General features: G+C 61.9%; 1 protein-coding gene. It reads right to left on the bottom strand.

Annotation, left to right across the window (positions count from 1 at the left end; translation table 11 throughout):
* Positions 1-1,196 (bottom strand): IS3 family transposase gene (locus EV657_RS21385; RefSeq protein WP_134079880.1). Its coding sequence is split into 2 segments (ribosomal slippage), with 1,197 coding nucleotides annotated over them: positions 1-854 and positions 854-1,196; the frame shifts between segments, so codons are not numbered across the junction. This gene is flagged as partial in the annotation.
* Between the last annotated feature and the right edge of the window lie 56 nt (positions 1,197-1,252).

Genomic DNA, 1,252 nt, shown 5'->3' with positions numbered 1-1,252 from the left:
CTCGCGGGGCGAGCGCATTTTCAGCCCTGAGTGCGGGTGGTTTTCGTTGTAGTCCTCGATCCAGCCCCCGATCAATCCGAGAACGGCCTGAGCATCCGGCAACGGTGTTACCTGGACGTAGTCGCGCTTCAGCGTCTTCACGAAAGCTTCCGAGATGCCATTGCTTTGCGGGCTCTGAACCGGTGTGAAGCAGGACTTCAGGCCGAGTTGGCGTGCGAAGATCTGTGTGTCCTTCGCGATGTAGGGCGAGCCGTTGTCGGATAGCATCTCGATGACCGACGGCGCAGGGTAACTGCCAAAGCGGCGCTCCACGGCCTCGAGCATGATGTCACGGATGTCGGAGCCGCTGATCCCGGCATTTACCACGGCGCGCCAGGCGATGATTTCGCGATCATGGGCATCGATAATGAACGCGCCGCGGACGACGTCCCCGTTCCAGCAGTTGAACTCGAACCCGTCCGAGCACCAGCGCAGGTTCGAGCGCATGACAATCACCTTGCCGTCGTGAACATGCTCGGGACGCTCGGAGTATTCCCGCGCCAGCAGCAGGTTATGGGCCTGCATGATCCGGTAGACCCGCTTGTGATTGACTGGCGCCAGGCCCTCAGAGCGCAACTGGCGGTTCAGGATCGCCGTGATCCGTCGATAGCCATAGGTCGGGCGCGCCGCCACCAGCGTCGTGATCAATGGCACCAGCGCCGCGTCTTGCGCTTTATGATAGCGCCGCCGCGGCTTCGTTCTCCCGTTCAGCCGGTCGATCAGGTGCGAGCGGGCCACCCCCAGGGTTTGAGCCACGACCTTCACCGGAAATCGTCCTTCAACGGCGACCGTGCGAGCAAGGTCGGTTTTTTTGTCCGTGACTTGTCCAGCGCCTCACGCAGGATCTCGGCTTCCAGCGTCTTGCGACCAAGCTGACGTTCAAGCTCGCGGATACGCTCCTCCAGCTGCCGGACGACCTTGTTGCTGGTGACGTCATCATCCTCGGACACCGCGACGCTCCCCCCTTCAAGCATGAGCCGTCGCCAACGATACAGCAGGTTGGGCGCGACGCCATTCCGACGCGCCACGACCGAGATGCTGGCACGGTCGTCCAGCGTCTCCTCCACGATCCGAAGCTTCTCGGAAGCAGTCCAGCGGCGGCGACGGCCACCATCCGTGATGATCTCTATCTCAGACATAAGCACGTGCTCAGGCATATGCCCAAGCCTCCATGGTCATGCCCAAGTGTCCGGTCGAAATGGGGGCCAGTTCA

It is taken from the genome of Rhodovulum visakhapatnamense, assembly GCF_004365965.1.
Taxonomy (GTDB): Bacteria; Pseudomonadota; Alphaproteobacteria; order Rhodobacterales; family Rhodobacteraceae; genus Rhodovulum; species Rhodovulum visakhapatnamense.
This window is presented reverse-complemented; position numbering and strand designations above follow the sequence as displayed.